This window comes from Streptomyces physcomitrii, assembly GCF_012273655.1.
GTDB classification, from domain to species: Bacteria; Actinomycetota; Actinomycetes; order Streptomycetales; family Streptomycetaceae; genus Streptomyces; species Streptomyces physcomitrii.
Window position 1 is genome coordinate 81,652 of sequence record NZ_JAAWWP010000005.1, and the last position, 18,876, is coordinate 100,527.

An 18,876-nucleotide genomic window follows, 5' to 3' on the forward strand; every position below is an offset into this window, starting at 1 on the left:
GCCGCCGCGCGGGCCCGGCGGGAGCGCGGGCGGTGTGATCCCCCTCCCGCCGGCGCCCGCTCGGTGCGTAGCGGGGCGCGGCACTGGTTAGGCTCGCATGTGTGAGCAGGTTCCAGGTCGTCAGCGGCAAGGGCGGTACCGGCAAGACCACGGTGGCCGCCGCACTCGCGCTCGCCCTCGCCACGGCGGGCAAGCGGACCCTCCTCGTCGAGGTGGAGGGCCGGCAGGGCATCGCGCAGCTCTTCGAGACGGCCCCGCTGCCGTACGAGGAGCGCAAGATCGCGGTGGCGCCGGGGGGCGGTGAGGTCTTCGCGCTCGCCATCGACCCGGAGCTGGCCCTCCTGGACTACCTCCAGATGTTCTACAAGCTGGGCGGCGCGGGCCGGGCCCTGCGCAAGCTCGGCGCCATCGACTTCGCGACCACCATCGCGCCCGGGCTGCGGGACGTGCTGCTGACCGGCAAGACCTGCGAGGCGGTCCGCCGCAAGGACAAGGCGGGCCGGTACGCCTACGACCACGTGGTGATGGACGCCCCGCCCACCGGCCGGATCACCCGCTTCCTCGGGGTCAACGAGGAGGTGGCCGGGCTCGCCAAGGTCGGCCCGATACACCACCAGGCGCAGGCCGTGATGCGCACCCTGAAGTCCCGGGACACCGCCGTGCACCTGGTCTCCCTGCTTGAGGAGATGCCGGTGCAGGAGACCGTGGACGGCATCACCGAGCTGCGGGCGGCGAAGCTGCCGGTGGGCCGCGTGATGGTGAACATGGTCCGGCCCGAGGTGCTCGACGAGGCGGCGCTCCGGCGGGTGCGCGAGACACCGCCGCGCGCCGCCCTCGCCAAGTCGCTCTCGGCGGCCGGGCTCGGCGGGGCGCGCCGGGGCGGCGGCGCCGAGCGCCTGGTGACCCCGCTGTTGGAGCAGGCCGGGGAGTACGCGGAGCGCTTCGCCCTGGAGAGCGGCCAGCGCGAGGTGCTCGCCGGGCTCGACCTGCCCTTGCACGAACTCCCCTTCCTCGCCGGGGGGTTGGACCTCGCCGGGCTCTACCGGCTCGCCAAGATCTTGCGGAAGCAGGGAGTGGCATGACCCTGGACGACGCGGCCCCGGAGCCCCTGGACGAGACCCCGCCCGCGCTCGGCGTGGACGCCCTGCTCGACGACCCCGGCACCCGCATCGTGGTGTGCTGCGGCAGCGGCGGGGTGGGCAAGACGACCACGGCGGCCGCCCTCGGCCTGCGCGCCGCCGAACGCGGCCGCAAGGTCGTCGTCCTCACCATCGACCCGGCGCGCAGGCTGGCCCAGTCGATGGGCATCGACGAGCTGGACAACACCCCGCGGCGCGTCCCGGACATCAAGGGCGAGGGCGAACTGCACGCCATGATGCTGGACATGAAGCGCACCTTCGACGAGATCGTCGAGGCGCACGCGGACGGCGAACGGGCCGCCGCCATCCTGAACAACCCCTTCTACCAGTCGCTCTCGGCCGGATTCGCCGGTACGCAGGAGTACATGGCGATGGAGAAGCTGGGCCAGCTGCGCTCCCGCGAGGAGTGGGACCTGATCGTGGTGGACACCCCGCCCTCGCGCTCGGCCCTGGACTTCCTGGACGCCCCGAAGCGGCTCGGCTCCTTCCTGGACGGCCGGCTGATCCGGGTCCTGATGGCGCCCGCGAAGGTCGGCGGCCGGGCCGGGATGAAGTTCCTGAACGCCGGGATGTCGATGATGACCGGCGCCCTCGGCAAGCTCCTCGGCGGCCAGCTGCTGCGGGACGTGCAGACCTTCGTCGCCGCCATGGACACCATGTTCGGCGGTTTCCGCACCCGCGCGGACGCCACCTACCGGCTGCTCCAGGCGCCGGGCACCGCCTTCCTGGTGGTCGCGGCCCCGGAGCGGGACGCGCTGCGCGAGGCGGCGTACTTCGTCGAGCGCCTGGCCGCGGAGGACATGCCGCTCGCCGGTCTGGTCCTGAACCGGGTGCACACCAGCGGGGCCGCCCAGCTGTCGGCGCGGCGGGCGCTGGCGGCGGCGGAAAACCTCTCCGAGGCCGGCATTGTGGATCTCGAGGACGGGAAAGCTGACCGGGGCGACACCGGATCCGGCGCCAACTCCCCTGCGGAGCAAGCCGGTTCGGACGATCCCGTACCGGCAGCGGGCGCCACCGGTACGGCCACCGAGGACCAGGGCTCCCCCGCCGAAGGACCGAGCGTGGACGAGATCACCGCCGGACTGCTGCGCCTGCACGCCGAACGCATGGAACTCCTGGCACGCGAACAGCACACCCGGGACCGGTTCGCCGCCCTGCACCCCGAGGTCGCCGTGACCGAGGTGGCGGCGCTGCCCGGCGACGTACACGACCTCGACGGACTGCGGACCATCGGCGAGCGCCTCGCGGCGAGCGGCGCGGAGGAGGCCGCGCCCTGACGCACGGGCGCGCGGCGAGGGATGCGGGCGCGCGCCGAGGGATGCGGCGTGGTGCGCGGCCGCGTCCGAAGCCGTCCGTGGCGGAAGGTGCCGTCGGCCGGGGCTCGTGGCCGATGTCAGACCGCGCCGAAGCGCGTCCCGGCCTCAAGTGCCGGGCGCCGAGGGCGTCTTGGCGGTCGGCACGAGGTCCCCTCGGCGGTCAGCCGACCGCCGCGTAGCTCTCGAAGACCTCGTCCTCCTCGCCGACGGGCAGCAGGCCCGCGTCGCGCTCGTACTCCGAGCGCGCGGTCTCCAGGAGCCGGCGCCAGGACGTGACGGTCGGCCTGCGGCGCAGCAGCGCCCGGCGCTCCCGCTCCGTCATCCCGCCCCACACGCCGAACTCGACGCGGTTGTCCAGCGCGTCGGCCAGGCACTCGGTGCGCACCGGGCACCCGGTGCAGACCGCCTTGGCCCTGTTCTGCGCTGCTCCTTGAACGAACAGTTCATCCGGATCGGTAGTGCGACAGGCCGCCTGCGCACTCCAGTCGGTAACCCAGCCCATACCGGCGCCGTCCTCTCCCGAATCGAGGCTCCCCCACCACGGCGACAGCGGCATATGCACCGCTGCCAGTTGAGGACGTTACGGAACGTGGGCAGAGCGCAACACCCCCTGCGGGCCCAATCTTGCATGGCCCGAACGGACTATGGGTACGCGGCAGATCACCCAACGGAGTGAGCCGAGGGCATATGCGACAAGCCCGGCATAGCAGGGCAGTTCAACGCGAGTAAATCGGGCGCTTCGTGACGCACTGTGCGATTCGGGGCAGGCTCCACCGGATTCGGGGACGGTGGAGGGGCGCCACAAGGCCTCATTGCCGTGACAGTTGAGAGCAGCTTAGGCCAAGGCATATACGCCTGTCCGGCGATTGGGAACGTAGGCTGGCCCCATGGGAAAGAAGCGCCCGGGCTCCGGCCTGTCCCCCGCCCAGCAGGTTGCCAAGTTCCTCGGGGTCAGCGTGCTCGCGGGAGCACTGATGGCCGGTGTCGCGCTGCCCGCGGCGGGCGCGCTCGGACTCGCGGCCAAGGGAAGCGTCGAGGGCTTCGACGACATCCCCGCCAACATGAAGCACCCGCCGCTGAGCCAGCGCACCACCATCCTGGACAACCAGGGCGGCAAGATCGCCACGGTCTACGAACGCGACCGCACCGTCGTCGACCTCAAGTCGATCTCCCCGTACATGCAGAAGGCGATCATCGCGATCGAGGACGCCCGCTTCTACGAGCACGGCGCGGTCGACATGAAGGGCATCCTGCGCGCCCTCAACGAGAACGCGCAGAGCGGCGGCGTCGCCCAGGGCGCCTCGACGCTGACCCAGCAGTACGTGAAGAACGTCTTCGTCGAGGAGGCGGGCGACGACGCCGACAAGGTCGCCGAGGCCACCCAGCAGAACATCGGCCGCAAGATCCGCGAACTCAAGTACGCGATCCAGGTCGAGGAGGAGCTGGGCAAGAAGCGCATCCTGGAGAACTACCTCAACATCACCTTCTTCGGTCAGCAGGCCTACGGCATCGAGGCCGCCGCCGAGCGGTACTTCTCCACCTCCGCCAAGGACCTCGGCGTGGAGCAGGCGGCGCTCCTCGCCGGACTCGTGCAGTCGCCGAGCCGCTACGACCCGGTGGCCTCCCCCGAGGAGGCGACCAAGCGCCGCAACACCGTGCTCGACCGGATGGCCGAGCTGCACGACATCTCCCCCGCCGAGGCGAAGGCGGCCAAGGCCAAGCCGCTCGGCCTGAAGGTCAGCCAGCCCAAGAACGGCTGCATCACCGCCGTGCAGGGCGCGGGCTTCTTCTGCGACTACGTCCGCGAGGTCTTCCTCAACGACCGGGTCTTCGGCAAGACCCGCAAGGACCGCGTGAAGGTGTGGAACCAGGGCGGCCTGACCGTGCGCACCACCCTCGACCCGCAGTCCCAGCAGTCCGTGCAGGACTCGGTGCGCGCCCATGTGAACCAGTCGGACGAGGTCGCCACCGCCGCCACCCTGGTCGAACCGGGCACCGGCAAGATCCTCGCCATGGGCCAGTCCCGCCCCTACGGCTTCAAGTCCGACGAGACGACGATGAACCTCTCCGTCGACCACGGCATGGGCGGCGGCGCGGGCTACCAGCCCGGCTCGACCTTCAAGCCCATCGTCGCCGCGGCGGCCCTGGAGCGCGGCACCCCCGCGGGCAAGCGCTACTCCTCGCCGTACGAGATGACGTATCCGAGCCCGGTCGCCCAGTGCGACGGCAAGCGGTGGAAGAACTACGGCAACGAGACGCTCACCAACGAGAACGAGTCCGAGCGCGGCCCGTACACGATGAAGGAGGCGACCGCGAAGTCGGTCAACACCTACTACGTGCAGATGATCTCGGACATCGGCATCTGCCCGGTGATCGAGATGGCCAAGGGGATGGGCGTGCAGCCCGCCAACGGACAGCCCATCCCGCAGACGCCGTCGATAGCGCTCGGCAGCTCGGAGATGTCCCCTCTCACGATGGCGAACGCCTACGCGACCTTCGCCTCCCGCGGCACCTACTGCAGCCCCATCGCCATCGGCTCGGTGACCGGCCCGGACGGCAAGGCCATGCGGGTGCCCAAGTCCACCTGCACCCGCGCCATGTCACCGAAGACCGCCGACACCGTCAGCGCCCTACTCAAGGGCGTGGTCGAGGACGGCACCGGCAAGCAGGCCGGCCTCGGCGCGGCCCGCCCGAGCGCGGGCAAGACCGGTACCACCGACAACCGCTACGCCGCCTGGTTCGTCGGCTACACGCCGAACCTCTCCGGCGCCGTCTGGGTCGGCGACCCCAAGCACCAGCGCCGGATGGTCGGCATCAACATCGGCGGCGTCCCCTACGACAAGGTCTTCGGCGGCGAGGTCCCCGGCCCGATCTGGAAGGACGCCATGACCGGCGCCCTGAACGGCAAACCGGCCCCCGGCTTCACCGACGTCCACATCCCCGGCGACAAACGGGACCGCCCCAAGCCCCCGCGCGACGGCGGCAAGCCCAACAAGCCCGACGACGACGGCAACGGCGACGACAGCCCCTGGCCCGGCATCTCCCTCCCGCCGGACTTCATCGGCGGCGGGGGGAACGGCGGCAACGGCAACGGGGGCGGGAACGGCAATGGGGGCGGTGGGTGGCCTCTGCGGTGAGGGGACTGTGGATGGTCCTCAGCTGTCGGTCCTCGGCCGTGCGGGAACGTGATCGGTCATGCGGGAACGTGAGTGGTGCGGTGGGCGCGGCTCGGTGGCACGAGTGGTGACCTGAGTCGACTGGCGACATGAGTCGACTGGCGACATGAGTGAGGGGCGCTTCCCGGGGTGGGTTCCGGGGAGCGCCCCTCTTCGAGTGCGGTCGGCCGGGGGCGAGTTGCTGCCGCCGGGGGTTCGCGGGGTGCTGTTGCACGCGGGGTGCTGTTGTACGCGGGCTGCGGCTGCTCTGGCGCGGCCGGGTGCTCGTGAGGCGGGGCTGAGGCCCGTTGCCCCCGTCAGCCGTTCGCGAGATGGAGCTGGGGGCGAGTTGCCCCCGTCAGCCGTTCGCGAGCCGCGGCCGCGGCCGGGCCACCGCCGTCAGCCGTTCGCGAGCTGCTGCTTCACCGCGGCGGCGACCCGGCCGCCCTCGGCCAGCCCGGCGACCTTCGGGTTCACGATCTTCATGACCTGGCCCATGGCCCGCGGACCCTCGGCACCCGCCGCCTTCGCCTCGGCGACCGCCTGGGCCACGATCTCGCCCAACTCCTCGTCGCTGAGCTGCTTGGGCAGGTACGAGTCGAGCACCACACCCTCCGCCTGCTCGCGCTCGGCCTGCTCGGGACGGCCGCCCTTGGCGAAGGCCTCGGCGGCCTCCCGGCGCTTCTTCGCCTCCCGCGCGATGACCTTCTGCACCTCGTCGTCGGAGAGTTCACGCGCGGTCTTGCCCGCGACCTCCTCCTTGGTGACGGCGGCGAGGGTCAGCCGCAGCGTCGAGGAGCGCAGCTCATCGCGCTCCTTGATCGCCGCGGTGAGGTCTTCCTGCAACTTCGACTTGAGCGTGGTCATGCGGCTCAGTGTCGCAGGTACGCGGCCCCCGCCGCCCGCCCAATTCCGCGGGGCGGGCGCGTGCGGGCTTCCCTGGGACGGGCGCGCACAGGCTTCCCGGGGCGGGCGCCGACGGCCGAGCGCCGGTCCACAACAACCGCGCTCCGGCCCGGGACGTCGGTACGGGGCCACCGCGGAGGCAATGCGGGAGCACCGCGGGGGGGTGCACGAGCGCCGCGAGAGGGCAGCGAGAGGGCGCGGCGACAGGCACCTCCGCTGCCGCCGCGCCTGCCCCGTGCCCCGTGCCACTGCAAGAAACGAAGAACGAAGACAGGAAGGGACCGAAGACGGCGCAGGAAGAGACCGTCGGCAGGTGGCTTACGGGCGGTCAACCCCGTTCGCGCAAACGGCAGTTGCCCGGCACCCCCGCCAAGCCGCCAGATCGAGCCGCGGTCCGGTCCCGACCCCGTACCGTACGTACCTCCCCCGCCGGCACCCGCGCCCCGGAACCCCGCCCCCGCCTCCCGCCCGCGCTGCCGGGCCCCCGCGGAGTCTGCGACGATGGGGAGATGCGCGCGCGATACGGAGTACCCCTGGGCATCACCGCCGCCGGAGTGGCGGGGCTGGCCTACGCCGCCGGATTCGAGGCCCGTTCCTTCCGCCTGAGAAGGGTCACGGTCCCGGTGCTGCCCGCGGGGATGCGCCCGCTGCGGATGCTCCAGGTCTCCGACATCCACATGGTCGGCGGCCAGCGCAAGAAGCAGCGGTGGCTGCGCTCGCTCGCCGGGCTCCGCCCCGACTTCGTGATCAACACCGGGGACAACCTCTCCGACCCCGAGGGCGTACCCGAGGTCCTCGACGCCCTCGGCCCGCTGATGGAGTTCCCCGGCGCCTACGTCTTCGGCTCCAACGACTACTACGGCCCCAAACTCCGCAACCCGGCCCGCTACCTCCTGGAGAAGGCCGCCGGCAAGCACGGCCTCAACGGCAACCCCCCGGCGGTCGCCGCCGTCCACAACCCCTGGGAAGACCTGCGCGACGGCTTCGACGGAGCGGGCTGGCTGAACCTCACCAACACCCGCGGCACCCTCAAGATCGAGGGCGTCGAGATCGGCCTGACCGGCCTGGACGACCCGCACATCAAACGTGACCGCTACGAACGGGTCACCGGCGGCCCCGACTCCGGCGCCGACTTCTCCATGGGCGTCGTACACGCCCCGTACCTGCGCTCCCTGGACGCCTTCACCGAGGACGGCTACCCGCTCATCCTCGCGGGCCACACCCACGGCGGCCAGCTCTGCATCCCGTTCCGTGGCGCCCTGGTCACCAACTGCGACCTCGACACCGACCGCGCCAAGGGCCTCTCCACCCACACCACCGCCGGCCACACCGCCCACCTCCACGTCTCCGCCGGCTGCGGCACCAACCGCTACACCCCTGTCCGCTTCGCCTGCCCACCGGAGGCGACGTTGCTGACGCTGGTGGCGGGAGCGGGAACGGCGACGGAGTGAGGTCACCACGCTGGGGTGAGGCACCGTGCGGGGGCGGGGTGTCCGGGGGTACTGCCGCGGGGGCCCGAGAGCCGCAGGCTGAGCTGCTGAGCTGGGGAGGCCCGCAGGTCGGTCCGCATCGACCGGGGCCCGGAAACCGGATTTCGTCTCCGGGCGCGGGTCCGCTAAAGTAATCGATGTCGCCGCGACGTGCACAGCGAAGCAGCGACATCGGGGTGTAGCGCAGCTTGGCAGCGCGCTTCGTTCGGGACGAAGAGGTCGTGGGTTCAAATCCCGCCACCCCGACAGCCGTAACAGCAGGTCAGGCCCGGTACTGAGAGATCAGTACCGGGCCTGATTTGCGTTTCGACCCTGTTTTGGAGCCATTTGGGAGCCAACTGGGTGTGATCTTCGGGATCCGGCTCCCAGGTTGACTCACGAGGATGGCATTCCGCCTCCTCCTAGCGCGATGTACGCCTCGCGCCCCGAATGAGTCACTGCACGGCTTGTGCCGAAGACCTGAGACGGTACGACGATCGCCATGCACGCTTGGTCTCCGACAAATGACCGGCAGCTCACACTCCTCACCCGCATCGGGGGCGGAACCGACCCCGTCACTTCTGACAGCCCCGAACTCGCCGTCACGGCCCGCGCGCTCAGGAACCGGGGCTTGGTGACCACTCCCAGGAAGAAGGGGAGGTGGCAGGGGGAGATCACTGACGCGGGTCGCTTCCGAACCGACGTGCCCCGTGATGCGGAAACACGCTGGGCTTGAGTACTTCGCGCCCCAGCTCATCAGCGACTCGGGCAACATCACGTTCTTCAACACTGGCAACGCTCTCGCTCGACCAGAAGTCTCGCGCAGATCCTGTTCGGGCCGCGGCCCTGACGACCGGGGCCATGGCAGCAGCCATGCTCGTCAGCGGCCGAGAAGGACAGCAGCGGGGACCACGTCCGCCCCATGAACCATGCGGACCACAGCGGGCAGCCGCAGCCGACGACGAGCTGATCCAACTACGCGATTCGCCACCATCCTGCAGAAGGACGGCGCCGAAGGCGGTAAACTGAGAGCGGCCGTACGGGAGTGTTCTTGGTCACACTTGAATCACATCCGTACGGCCTTTTACATGCCCCGACCCCTGTCGATCTTGAGGCGAATAGCCAGGCAAGTGCAGGGACGTCGGGCCCATAGAATGGCCGCCGTGACCGACAACACTCAGCGCCCCGACAGCGGGCCGAACAGCGCTCCCGAACTGCCGACCCAATATGCGCCGGCCGAGGTAGAGGCGCCGCTGTACGAGCGCTGGGTAGAGCGCGGTTACTTCGAGACCGACGCGAAGAGCGACAAGCCCGCGTACACGATCGTCATCCCGCCGCCGAACGTCACCGGCTCGCTCCACCTGGGCCACGCTTTCGAGCACACGCTGATCGATGCCCTCACCCGCCGCAAGCGCATGCAGGGCTACGAGACGCTGTGGCAGCCCGGCATGGACCACGCCGGTATTGCCACCCAGAACGTCGTCGAGCGGGAGCTCGCCAAGGAGGGCAAGTCCCGCCACGACCTGGGCCGCGAGGCGTTCGTCGAGCGGGTCTGGCAGTGGAAGGCCGAGTCCGGCGGCCAGATCGCCGGGCAGATGCGGCGCCTGGGCAACGGCGTCGCGTGGAGCCGCGACCGCTTCACCATGGACGAGGGCCTGTCCCGTGCCGTCCAGACCGTCTTCAAGAAGATGTTCGACGACGGCCTGATCTACCGCGCCGAGCGCATCATCAACTGGTGCCCGCGCTGTCTCACCGCGATCTCGGACATCGAGGTCGACTACCAGGACGACGACGGCGAGCTCGTCTCCATGAAGTACGGCGAGGGAGACGACACGGTCGTCGTCGCCACCACTCGTGCGGAGACCATGCTCGGCGACACCGCCGTGGCTGTTCACCCCGACGATGAGCGGTACCAGAACCTCATCGGCAAGCGGATCAAGCTCCCGCTCACGGACCGCACCATCCCCGTCGTCGCCGACGCCCACGTCGATCCCGAGTTCGGCACCGGTGCGGTCAAAGTGACCCCGGCCCACGACCCCAATGACTTCGCCATCGGCCAGCGGCATGGCCTGGAGTCGCTCTCCGTCATGGACGAGCGCGGTGTCATCACGGCCCACGGGCCCTTCGATGGGCTTGACCGCTTCGAGGCGCGTTCCGCGATTGTCGCCGCGCTGCGCGCCGACGGCCGGATCGTCGCCGAGAAGCGGCCTTACGTCCACTCGGTGGGCCACTGCTCGCGCTGCAAGACGACGCTGGAACCGCGGCTGTCTCTGCAGTGGTGGGTGAAGGTCGAGACGCTCGCCAAGGCCGCGGGTGACGCGGTCCGCGACGGCCGGGTGGACATCCACCCCGCCGACCTGTCGCAGCGGTACTTCGACTGGGTCGACAACCTCAACGACTGGTGCGTCTCACGGCAGTTGTGGTGGGGGCACCGCATCCCCGTCTGGCACGGCCCGGACGGGGAGACCGTGTGCGTCGGCCCCGACGAGCAGCCGCCGACCGGGGAGGGCTGGGAACAGGACACCGACGTCCTCGACACCTGGTTCTCCTCTGGCCTGTGGCCCTTCTCCACCCTGGGCTGGCCCGAGAGGACCGCGGACCTGGCCAAGTTCTATCCGAACTCGGCCATGGTCACCGGCTACGACCTGATGTTCTTCTGGGTCGCGCGGATGATGATGTTCGGCCTCTACGCGATGGACGGCGAGATCCCCTTCCGCACCATCGCGTTCCACGGGATGGTGCGTGACGAGCACGGCAAGAAGATGTCGAAGTCGTTCGGCAACACGGTCAATCCGCTGGACTGGATGGACAAGTACGGCTCCGACGCTCTGCGGTTCACGCTCGCACGAGGCGCCAACCCCGGTACCGACGTGCCGATCGGCGAGGACTGGGTCCAGGCGTCCCGAAACTTCGCCAACAAGATCTGGAACGCGACCCGCTTCGCGCTGATGAACGGCGCCACGGTCGAGGGCGAACTGCCCCCGGCCGAGCAGCTGTCGGCCACGGACCACTGGATCCTGTCCCGGCTGAACACCGTCGTGGCCGAGGCGGACGCGTACTACGACGACTACCAGTTCGCGAAGCTCGCCGATGCCCTCTACCACTTCGCATGGGACGAGGTCTTCGACTGGTACGTCGAGCTGTCCAAGACGACGTTCATGGCCGGCGGCGACGCGGCCAAGGTCTCGGCACGCGTCCTGGGCGAGGTCCTGGACATGACACTGAAGCTGCTCCACCCGATCGTCCCGTTCGTGACGGAAACGCTGTGGACCACGCTCACCGGCCGCGAGTCCGTCGTGATCGCCGACTGGCCCACGGACAGCGGGTTCCGCGATGCCGCGGCCGAGGCGGAGATCGAGAGCCTCCAGCAGGTGATCACCGAGGTTCGCCGCTTCCGCTCGGACCAGGGGCTGCAGCCCGGCCAGAAGGTCCCGGCCCGCTTGGACCTTTCGGGTACGGAGCTCGCTGCCCACGAGGCCGCCATCCGTCAGCTGCTCCGACTCCAGCCGGAAGGCGACGGCTTCAGTGCCACAGCGACCCTCCCGGTCGCCGGCGCCACGGTCGCGCTCGACCTGTCCGGCACGATCGACGTCGCGGCCGAGCGCAAGCGGCTGGCCAAGGACTTGGCTTCGGCGGAGAAGGAGAAGGCCCAGGCTGAGGCCAAGCTCGGCAACGAGGCGTTCTTGGCGAAGGCGCCGGACAACGTGATCGAGAAGATCCGTACCCGTCTGACGAAGGCCGAAGAGGACATCGTCCGGCTGCAGAACCAGACCAACAACCTGCCGCCTGCCTAGCAGCCAGAGGAAGCCCCGGACGCATGTCCGGGGCTTCCTTCATAGAGCGGGCGCGGCTACGGGATGCCGAGGGCCTCGAATGGGCTCGACAGGGAGAACTGCCGCTGGCGGGCAACCGCCAGGGCCTGTTCGAGGTCGAACTCGGCCATCCGGATCAGGTCGACGAGCCGGGACGGCTTCGAGGCCAGGACGAGGCGCGCGATGTCCTCGGCCGAGTCATCGCGGCTGAAGTGGTGCCGGAACAGGTCGAGGTTCTTCTCCACCACCAGCAGGGTCATGTCGAACTCGGAGATCTCGGCGTTGGAGACCCGTTGCGTCCGCGTATGGACCCGGTATTCGTGCAGCGGGCCGGCTATGCACACGATGTGGTTGGCTTCGCCCCTGCGGAACCGCCCGGCGAGGAGGTTCACGGCGAACGCCCAGTCCCCCCACTTCCGTACGTCCGGGTCGTAGAGACCGCCGTGTATGGCGTCGTCCCGGCGGTAGGCGATGGACGTGGGGACGTGGTGCTTGCGCAGGACCAGTTCCTCGCGGCACGGGTAGGAGGAGATGGTGAGCCCATCGAAGTCGCCGATCATCCGCGACATGGTGTGGACAAAGGCCACGTGCTGGTGGGTCTTGAGGAGCTTGACGGCCCGGTCCGGATAGCTGCCGGCCTTCAGCAGCTCGGGGTCCGTGGCGAGCCGGTCGTCGGCGTCGAGCTGCATCACGTACTCGAAGGAGGCTGCGTCGATGCCGGCGTTCCTGGCGGCGTGGTGTCCGCTGCGCTCCTGACGGACGATGCGCACCTCGGCGCGCTCGGCGCACTGCGCGATGGCTCGAAGCGTGGGCTGGTCGTCGGAGCCGTCATCCACGATCACGACTTCGTACGGGAACGTGTGGGGCTGCTGGATCAGGGATTCGACGGCCTCGACTAGGTCATCCCCCGAGTTGAAGCAGGAGATGACGAAGCTGATCCCCTCGGGCGTGCTCGACTTCACGGTGTTCTCCCTGTCTCTGATCAGGCTGCCCGGTTGTTGGCGGCAATGACGGTGGCCGTGGTCGCCTCGAAGCAGTTGCGCCCGGTTCGGCTGTCCTGTTCCGCGTGCTCGGACCAGAGAAGCGTGAGGTCCCAGCCGTCGTAGATCTGCTCGACGATGTGCCGGAAGGAGCCCGGGGAGTAGTCGGCCTCCCCTTCGATACGCAGCAGTCGGCCGTCCACGGACCTGCGGGTGATCCCCGTGAAGACTTCGAGGTAGTGGTAGTTCGCTCCACGCGCGTGAGTGACCGCGCTGGTGAGGAGGGACTCGACGTCGCGTCTCGCGAGGTAGTGCAGGACGTCCTTGGCGACGATGACCCCGAAGTCCTCATCGATGGCGAAGTTCTCGGCGAGGCATTCCCGAGGGTCGATCCGGCGGGCCCACTCGCCCGCGCCGTCGGTGCGGCGAAGCAGAACGTCGGTGGGTATCTGATCGACCGCTACGACGCGGAACCCGGCGCGCGCTAACGCGATGGTGTAGGTCCCGGTCCCGTATCCCAGATCCAATGCGGTAGTTGGGGTCCCGTCTCCGATGGATTCCAGGAGGGTGTTGAACCGCTCTGAGGTTGTGGCCTGGAGGTTCTCTGCGGTGTTCCGGCCGCGCGGGATCGCGTCCGCGTAGAAGGCATGCACGGATGCCTTCGAAACCAGCTCGTTCATGGGTAACTCCTCTGTGCCCTGGTTGGATTGGAGTTGCCGGCGCCTAAACGGGCACCGTGACCAGGCGCCCAGGAGCGAGCACCGACGAGGTGAGTGCCTCGGTGACCTGCATGGGCCGCAGGTGGCTCGCAAGGGAGCTGCGCTGCTCGGAGCCACGCAGCCAGTGCTCCATGAGCTGGCGGTTGCTGTCACTGTGGAACAGCCCGTCGAACGACTCCTCCGACATGTACTGCTCGTCGGGCAACAGCGCGGCGTTGGCGCGGGTGGTCACGCGGGCGAACGCGTCGATCCCGTCCGCGCTGACACCGCGAGGGATGTCGTAGCAGTGGACGTGGGTGGAGAAGAGCGTCGACAGCTGGGCCTCCAGGTTGACGCTCGACGTGCGGCCGTTGACGTTGTAGAGGCCGTCCGGCAGCTCGGCCCAGTCGCGGATGGAAGGGGTGGTCTGCTCGAAGGACAAGGTCCCGAGCGAGACGGTCCTCCCCGTCGCGGCGTCTACGAGACGGAACGTGGAGGTCACGTCGGTCTCGCCGAAACGGAAGCTCTCATCCGAGTCCGCCGGCCACCGCGCGCCGGCGTCCTGGAAGCTGCGGGCGATCGGCTGGGAGAGGCGCTGGTGCTGGTCGATGGGGAAGGCGCCGAAGGCGCTGACTTCCAACCCGAGTTGGCGCTCGGGGAAGAGCTCCGCGTTGAGCGACAGGATCTGGGTCGCGAGATCCACGTAGTGGTACGCACCGTGCATCATCATCCCGTAGCCGTACTTGTACGGGTGATCGTCGCGGCTCTCGAACTCCCGCTGGAGGTTCCACACACCGCCGGCGGCCCGTAGATGGAAAGAAGTCAGGGGCGCTTCCCACCGCTCCATCCGCTCCCTCAGCGAGGCAACGACCTTGTGGTTGTAGATCTGGTGGTACCGGCTCAGCGTCATCACCGAGTGCTCCGCGGAGGAGTCGGCAGCAACACCGATGAGTTCCTCCATGGTCTTCGTGATGTACGAGGGCTTGAACCGACCGTCGACGATGGGAGCCAGTACGGGCTTCTCCACCAGCGAGCTGATGTGGTTCTCCACGCAGAATCGCAGGTATGCCTCGTGAGCCCGTACCTCCGTGGCGATGTACACCTTCGTCGGTACGCCGGGTACTCGGAGGCGTTGGACGGCGGCCGCAATGAGCTCTTGCGGTGTCTCCCGTGCTCGGTCGCCGAAATCCGGCAGGTAAACGACTCCTCGCGGCTTCACACTCGCCGCCTGTATGCGCCCGTCGATTTCCGCCCGCTGCGACTCCAAATCGATGATGGAATAGGAGTCGATGTAACCGGAGTTGATGGCATCGCGAATGCACTGCAGGTACTTGTTGGCGACGATCTCATCAAAACCGACCACGATGAGGTGATGCATGGGTATCACGAGAACACCTTCCTGCTGGCCGAATGGGATGGATGCTGGTGACCGCTTTTGGGCGCGCGCCAGTAGGGGCTGAATTGCGTGATGCGTAACTGGCCCGAGCTCGACGGCTGGGAATTATCTGACTGCTGTCCCTGCTTCTCCGGAGCTGCTCCTCAGGGGACGACGGCTTGCGGTTCCTGTGTCTGCGCCGACCGCCCAGGCCGCGATGACTTCCCGTCCGGATCGACGAGGTGGGGCGGCTTGGCCGCCACGAGGCCGAGGACCCTGTCCTGTGCCACTGATCCCATCGGCACAGTCGGCGTGTTCACAGCCTCAATCCCGAGGGAAACCTTGCGAGGGACACCGTGACGTCCTGCACGAGCGGCCCGACGCTGTGGGTTCCGGCGAGGTAGAGGCCGAAGACCGTACACACCACGGCGTGACCCGCTTTGAGCCCACCACCACGGCATGAGAAGACGATCACGATGCCGAGGATCAGTAGGACAGCAACTTCGACAGCCACCGCGGAGCCCCCTTCGATCTCGTACGGATACTGGAGACCGAGGCGGGTAGACAACGACCGCGTCGGTGTGACCATGACAGCGGTCCGGACGCGCCCGGAGTATCACGGGCCGTTGCCGGAGCTGTTCATCATCGGCTCATGGTTGGTTGGTCTGACTTTTCAACATCCGCTTACACACGCGCCCATGAGAGGCTGACCTAGGCTCCGGATCACGACCAGAGATGGGCAGGCGGTAGGCGCGGTGGGAAAGAGTCGGCCGGGCTGGCGTCCGGACAGGTTGAGGCAGCAACGCGAAGCTCACGGCCTGACGTTGGAGGGCGCGGGCGAGCAGTTGCGTGAGGTGGCGCGGGCCGCGGGACTCGCGGTGCCGGCCGCCAACTTCCAGACGTTGTGGCAGCACGAGCAGGGCGAGATCTATCCCGGACCGCACTACCGCCGCGCGTACTGCCTGTTGTATCGCGCGACCGAGCCCGAACTCGGCTTCCGTAATGCCTTGCCCGACGAGGCCAGAAAGCTCAAGTTCACTGCGTCGAGCGAACCGCACAACGGGGCCCACGTGCTGGCGGTGGAGCGCGCGTTACTCCAGCTCTCGCCGGGTACGGAGGAAACCGACGGGCAAGGGGTACAGCAGCGAATCCTTGACGCCTGGAAGCGCCGTCACACCGGCGGCGACCCGAACAAGCCGACACTGCTGATGGTCGGCGGCTACGCCGGCAGCGGGAAATCGGAGTTCGCCCGCTTCATATCCCAGCTCACTGGTTGGCCGGTTCTCGACAAGGATCCGATCACGCGTCCCCTCGTCGAGCGCCTTCTCATAGAAATGGGCAGTGACCCCAACGACCGGCACACCGACCTCTACCGGGAGAAGGTTCGCCCGCTGGAATACCAGTGCCTGCTGGAGACCGCGTACGCGAACATCGACTGCGCGATCAGCACGGTCCTGAGCGCACCGTTCATCTCCGAGTCCACCGACCCTCGGTGGATGGGCCGCCTGATCAATCGCTGCGAAGCGCGCGGCGTCACCGTGGCCGTCGTCTGGATCCTGTGCGACCTCGACACGATGCACGAGTACATCACCTTCCGGTCCGCCGCCCGGGACAGCTGGAAGCTCCAGAACTGGGACACGTACGCCGCCGGGATCGACCTCGAACTACGGCCCGTCGTACCGCACTTGGTCGTCGACAACCGGCTCGGCGCTGCGATATCCCTCACGGACCAGGTGCGCCAGGTCTTCGGCACGGTGTTCCAGTGAGACGAGGCGTCCTGCTGTACGGGCCTCCGGCGGCAGGCAAGGACACGATCACGGCAGCACTGTCCGAACTCGACGAGCGGTACGTGCCGTTCACCCGACTGAAGATCGGGACCGGGAAGACCCAGGGCTACCGAATGGGCACACCGGAGCAGCTGGCCGCCCTGGAAGCACGCGGCGAGGTCATCTACCGCAACGACCGGTACGGCAACGTCTACGTCGTCGACCGCCCCGGCCTCGACCAGGCCACGGAGGACAGCAGGACTCCTGTCGTCCACCTCGGCCAGATGGCAGGGATGGAGCAGGTGACCGCCCTCTTCCCGGCGCACTGGGTGCGCGTCCTGCTGTGGTGCTCCAAGGACACCACCGCCCAGCGCTCACCGCAGCGGGGGGACACGGACACGGCGGCTCGGCTGGCCGCGTGGGACGCCACTCGGGCCGATCTCGTGAATCATCCACAGGCTCACTGGGAGTTGCGCGTGGACACGGATGTGACAGCGCCTCGTGAGGCCGCACAAAAAATCGACGACATCGTCTGCGCCACGTCACCTCGTTCCTGACGGCCAGGAGGGTAGCGAACTGACGCACGCTCGCCGCTCAACTCGGGCTGTTCAGGTCGCCTTCGACGCGCAAGGCTTCCAGCGCCTCGGCGACCCCCAGGCGCTCGTCTCTGCTGCCGTCCCACCGGGCGAGTGTGGCGGCAGCGGCGCGCATGAGTTCGTCGGGCAACCCGACATCACTGAGCAGAGCCGCCGCGTCCTCAAGCTCCGGGCCCCACCGCCAGGCGCGGGCAGCGGTCTTGGGGATGTAGTCGGTCTCCGCGAGGTAGCTGCGGGTGCGCTTGGCCGCGATCTCCAGCAGCTCGTCCACGACACCGTACGAGTCCGCCGCCCCGTACGCGACGGCGGCCAGCACGCGGGAGACCTTCTGGTAGCTGGAGTAAGCGAGCTTGAGTGCGGAGGCTTTGCCGATGCTGTCGCCCAGGACGTGGGGCCGCACGTCGATGCCGGCAAGAAGTTCGGCGATCCGGGCTGCCTGTTTGCTGGGGCCGGACAGATAGAGCGTCGGGCACTTGCCGCCTACCGGGGGCGATCCGACCACGGCGGCGTCGACGACCGGCATCGGGGCCAGGCAGTCGGCGATGCGCTGCACACGCGACGGCGAGACGGCATTCGCTTCAACATAGATCGCGCCCGTGCCGGCCATACCGAGCTCGGCCACTTGCGCAGCAGTCTCTTCCGCTGCGGCGGGAGGGCATAGAGAGAGCAGCACGTCGGAGCGGGAGACGAGCTCGGCCAGCGCCTCGGCTTCGAGACCCGCGTGCTCGGCCCGGCGGCGGGTTGCAACGCTGCGTCCGTCAGGACACCACAGGACGATGTGGCCGCGGGCGCGCAATTGGGCGCCGAAGGCGGATCCCATACTGCCCGGGTGCAACAGCCCGATGGTGTACGTCATGTCGTGATCCTCGTGCCGCCGGCGGAGTGCTGAAGCAGCAGGTCGATGGCAGCACGTGCATGCGGCACCGTGTGGTCCGGGCCGGGATCGTCCGGTGGCCAGGAGCTACCGCTGCCGATCCAGATGGTGCGCAGCCCCGCGGAACGTCCGCCGCCGATGTCGTTGACCGGGTTGTCGCCAACCATCCAGCCGCCGTCGCCCAGCACGGTGCCGCAGCGGGCCGCCGCCAGGGTGAAGTGCCAGGTCTGCGGTTTGCGCGCGTGGGCCTCATCGGAGACGAAGACGCCATCCACGCGCTCGGCGATCCCGGTGGCCTGCAGCTTGGTGCGCTGGATGTCCACTGCACCGTTGGTCGCCACTCCCACCCGCCAGCCGGCCGCACGCAGCTCGTCCAAGCCGTCGAGGACCTCGGCCTGGCACAACACCAAGGCCGCGATGTCGGTGTAGTACGCGCGCCACAGCTCCGCAGTCGACATGGGCAGCCGGTAGCGAATGCGGATCGCGTCAAATGTGGACGGATAGGCCCGCTCTGCCACCATGCTCAGGACGTACGCCCGCTCCTCGTCCGCCAGACGGTGCCGGGCGGTGAACTCGGCGGCCCATTCCGCGAGCGTTCCCCGCCGGTCCACGAGTGTGTTGTCGAGATCGAAGAGAGCCAGAGGGCGTCGCACATCACGCACCATAGTGCTGCAGCGCGTTAGTTCGTCGAGGTCGTGTCCCCTGTAGTGGCGTAACCGCGTCTCCTACGACTGACTCGGCCGATCACGTGACTTCTGCGGAGTCCCGCTTCGAGCCCGAAAATGTGGCA

At 68.7% G+C, this 18,876-nt stretch carries 15 protein-coding genes and 1 tRNA gene; 8 read left to right on the forward strand and 8 right to left on the reverse strand.

Going from position 1 to position 18,876, the window contains the following annotated elements; translation table 11 throughout:
- Nucleotides 1-101 precede the first annotated feature (101 nt).
- Both bagA and bagB read left to right on the forward strand, forming a co-directional pair.
- On the forward strand, nucleotides 102-1,082 hold the full coding sequence (bagA, locus tag HFV08_RS10195) for an ATPase BagA (protein ID WP_168538058.1): 981 nt from the start codon (nucleotides 102-104) through the stop codon (nucleotides 1,080-1,082).
- Nucleotides 1,079-2,416: an ATPase BagB gene (bagB, locus tag HFV08_RS10200; protein WP_168538060.1), complete on the forward strand. Its 1,338-nt coding sequence runs from the start codon at nucleotides 1,079-1,081 to the stop codon at nucleotides 2,414-2,416. The genes bagA and bagB overlap by 4 nt, the downstream gene beginning before the upstream one ends.
- Nucleotides 2,417-2,615: 199 nt before the next feature.
- Here the strand turns inward: bagB and HFV08_RS10205 are convergent, their stop codons facing one another.
- Nucleotides 2,616-2,957: a WhiB family transcriptional regulator gene (locus HFV08_RS10205; RefSeq protein ID WP_040250196.1), complete on the reverse strand. Its 342-nt coding sequence runs from the start codon at nucleotides 2,955-2,957 to the stop codon at nucleotides 2,616-2,618.
- A gap of 385 nt (nucleotides 2,958-3,342) precedes the next feature.
- Here HFV08_RS10205 and HFV08_RS10215 point away from each other — a divergent pair, with 385 nt between their 5' ends.
- Nucleotides 3,343-5,592, forward strand: a complete 2,250-nt coding sequence (locus HFV08_RS10215) for a transglycosylase domain-containing protein (protein WP_168538062.1) — start codon at nucleotides 3,343-3,345, stop codon at nucleotides 5,590-5,592.
- A 417-nt stretch (nucleotides 5,593-6,009) separates the two neighbouring features.
- Here HFV08_RS10215 and HFV08_RS10220 read toward each other — a convergent pair whose 3' ends face one another.
- Entirely contained in the window at nucleotides 6,010-6,477 is a 468-nt protein-coding gene (locus tag HFV08_RS10220; protein WP_168538064.1) for a GatB/YqeY domain-containing protein, read from the reverse strand.
- A 548-nt stretch (nucleotides 6,478-7,025) separates the two neighbouring features.
- On the opposite strand from HFV08_RS10220, the gene HFV08_RS10225 reads away from it, so the two are divergent.
- The 3 genes from HFV08_RS10225 to HFV08_RS10240 all read left to right on the forward strand — a co-directional run bounded on the left by HFV08_RS10225 (nucleotide 7,026) and on the right by HFV08_RS10240 (nucleotide 11,779).
- Nucleotides 7,026-7,967 (forward strand): metallophosphoesterase, encoded by a 942-nt coding sequence (locus tag HFV08_RS10225; protein ID WP_168538066.1) that lies wholly within the window; start codon nucleotides 7,026-7,028, stop codon nucleotides 7,965-7,967.
- Nucleotides 7,968-8,178: 211 nt separating this feature from the next.
- Nucleotides 8,179-8,252: transfer RNA gene (locus tag HFV08_RS10230), tRNA-Pro, on the forward strand.
- A gap of 887 nt (nucleotides 8,253-9,139) precedes the next feature.
- A complete protein-coding gene (locus HFV08_RS10240; RefSeq protein WP_210430128.1) occupies nucleotides 9,140-11,779 on the forward strand; it encodes a valine--tRNA ligase in 2,640 nt (879 codons plus the stop codon).
- Between the two features lie 56 nt (nucleotides 11,780-11,835).
- Here the strand turns inward: HFV08_RS10240 and HFV08_RS10245 are convergent, their stop codons facing one another.
- The 4 genes from HFV08_RS10245 to HFV08_RS10260 form a co-directional block, all read right to left on the reverse strand.
- Nucleotides 11,836-12,759, reverse strand: a complete 924-nt coding sequence (locus tag HFV08_RS10245; RefSeq protein ID WP_168538074.1) for a glycosyltransferase family 2 protein — start codon at nucleotides 12,757-12,759, stop codon at nucleotides 11,836-11,838.
- 20 nt (nucleotides 12,760-12,779) lie between these two features.
- Nucleotides 12,780-13,457, reverse strand: coding sequence for a class I SAM-dependent methyltransferase (locus HFV08_RS10250; protein ID WP_168538076.1), 678 nt, complete (start codon nucleotides 13,455-13,457; stop codon nucleotides 12,780-12,782).
- Nucleotides 13,458-13,500: 43 nt separating this feature from the next.
- Nucleotides 13,501-14,853 (reverse strand): hypothetical protein, encoded by a 1,353-nt coding sequence (locus tag HFV08_RS10255; RefSeq protein ID WP_168538078.1) that lies wholly within the window; start codon nucleotides 14,851-14,853, stop codon nucleotides 13,501-13,503.
- Between the two features lie 313 nt (nucleotides 14,854-15,166).
- Nucleotides 15,167-15,439 (reverse strand): hypothetical protein, encoded by a 273-nt coding sequence (locus HFV08_RS10260; protein ID WP_168538080.1) that lies wholly within the window; start codon nucleotides 15,437-15,439, stop codon nucleotides 15,167-15,169.
- Between the two features lie 166 nt (nucleotides 15,440-15,605).
- Here HFV08_RS10260 and HFV08_RS10265 point away from each other — a divergent pair, with 166 nt between their 5' ends.
- Nucleotides 15,606-16,616, forward strand: a complete 1,011-nt coding sequence (locus tag HFV08_RS10265; RefSeq protein ID WP_168538082.1) for an AAA family ATPase — start codon at nucleotides 15,606-15,608, stop codon at nucleotides 16,614-16,616.
- Complete coding sequence (locus HFV08_RS10270) at nucleotides 16,613-17,173, forward strand: P-loop NTPase family protein (protein ID WP_168538084.1); 561 nt, start codon at nucleotides 16,613-16,615, stop codon at nucleotides 17,171-17,173. Before HFV08_RS10265 ends, HFV08_RS10270 begins: the two co-directional genes overlap by 4 nt.
- Before the next feature lie 37 nt (nucleotides 17,174-17,210).
- On the opposite strand, the gene HFV08_RS10275 is transcribed toward HFV08_RS10270, so the two are convergent.
- Both HFV08_RS10275 and HFV08_RS10280 read right to left on the reverse strand, forming a co-directional pair.
- Nucleotides 17,211-18,068: an NAD(P)-dependent oxidoreductase gene (locus HFV08_RS10275; RefSeq protein WP_168538086.1), complete on the reverse strand. Its 858-nt coding sequence runs from the start codon at nucleotides 18,066-18,068 to the stop codon at nucleotides 17,211-17,213.
- On the reverse strand, nucleotides 18,065-18,739 hold the full coding sequence (locus HFV08_RS10280) for an HAD family hydrolase (RefSeq protein ID WP_168538088.1): 675 nt from the start codon (nucleotides 18,737-18,739) through the stop codon (nucleotides 18,065-18,067). The genes HFV08_RS10275 and HFV08_RS10280 overlap by 4 nt, the downstream gene beginning before the upstream one ends.
- Between the last annotated feature and the right edge of the window lie 137 nt (nucleotides 18,740-18,876).